Here is a 1,021-nt window from a genome sequence, read left to right as displayed (position 1 = left end):
CTAAAGGGTTGTTCGAGACTAGAACGTTGATAGGCAGGGTGTGTAAGCGCTGTGAGGCGTTGAGCTAACCTGTACTAATTGCCCGTGAGGCTTAACCATACAACACCCAAAGGGTTTTGGTGGACTCGATACAAGAACGAATTGAATGTGTTGAAAAAAACTTAAACAGCTTTCCGAATTATTCTCTAGAAATAGAGAGAAAGAATTTGCTTGGCGACCATAGCGTTTTGGACCCACCTGACTCCATCCCGAACTCAGAAGTGAAACGAAACAGCGTCGATGGTAGTGTGGGGTCTCCCCATGTGAGAGTAGAACATCGCCAGGCTTTAAATTTTTAAATCCGCTTTATTTAGCGGGTTTTCCAAGTTTGAATGCTGATATGGCTCAGTCGGTAGAGCGCATCCTTGGTAAGGATGAGGTCCCCAGTTCGATTCTGGGTATCAGCACCATTTATTAAAAAATTTGCTTGGCGACCATAGCACTTTGGACCCACCTGATTCCATACCGAACTCAGAAGTGAAACGAAGTAGCGCCGATGGTAGTGTGGGGTTTCCCCATGTGAGAGTAGGACATCGCCAGGCTTTAAATATCGTATTAGGCTTTGCCTGATAGCGGACTTACAGTCTAACTGATGCGGAGCGGTAGTTCAGTCGGTTAGAATACCGGCCTGTCACGCCGGGGGTCGCGGGTTCGAGTCCCGTCCGCTCCGCCACTTATTAAGAAGCCTCGCTGGAAACAGCGGGGCTTTTATCATTGTGCGCCGAGCATGGCGTTGATCTAGGAGGTGAAAGTCCTCTATGGGCTCAGTCGAGCGAGAACCGTTAGCCTATGCAAGGGTGTTCACCGTGAGGTGAAACCTGAAGGAAGCAAACGGCAAAACTTGGTTGTGACGAACAGAAACCTGATAGTAGGCCTGTACAACTTGGGTAACCTAGCAATAGATAGAATAGCCCAATGCCTCGACGGGAAGTGTGTATAGGTAAATCAGGCATGACCAAGGGAAAGAGCAACGTCTTACCTC

Annotated in this window: 2 tRNA genes and 3 rRNA genes; all 5 read left to right on the top strand. The window is 48.4% G+C overall.

Annotated features, from left to right (window positions below):
* A 23S ribosomal RNA gene (locus tag UF06_RS15740) occupies positions 1–99 on the top strand; the annotation flags it as partial.
* 110 nt (positions 100–209) lie between these two features.
* Positions 210–325, top strand: a 5S ribosomal RNA gene (rrf, locus tag UF06_RS15735).
* Positions 326–373: 48 nt separating this feature from the next.
* Positions 374–449, top strand: a tRNA-Thr gene (locus UF06_RS15730).
* Between the two features lie 16 nt (positions 450–465).
* Positions 466–581, top strand: a 5S ribosomal RNA gene (gene rrf, locus UF06_RS15725).
* A 54-nt stretch (positions 582–635) separates the two neighbouring features.
* Positions 636–712, top strand: a tRNA-Asp gene (locus UF06_RS15720).
* Positions 713–1,021 lie beyond the last annotated feature (309 nt).

Origin of the sequence: Vibrio sp. S234-5 (assembly GCF_000960595.1) — a bacterium.
Classification (GTDB): Bacteria; Pseudomonadota; Gammaproteobacteria; order Enterobacterales; family Vibrionaceae; genus Vibrio.
This window is presented reverse-complemented; position numbering and strand designations above follow the sequence as displayed.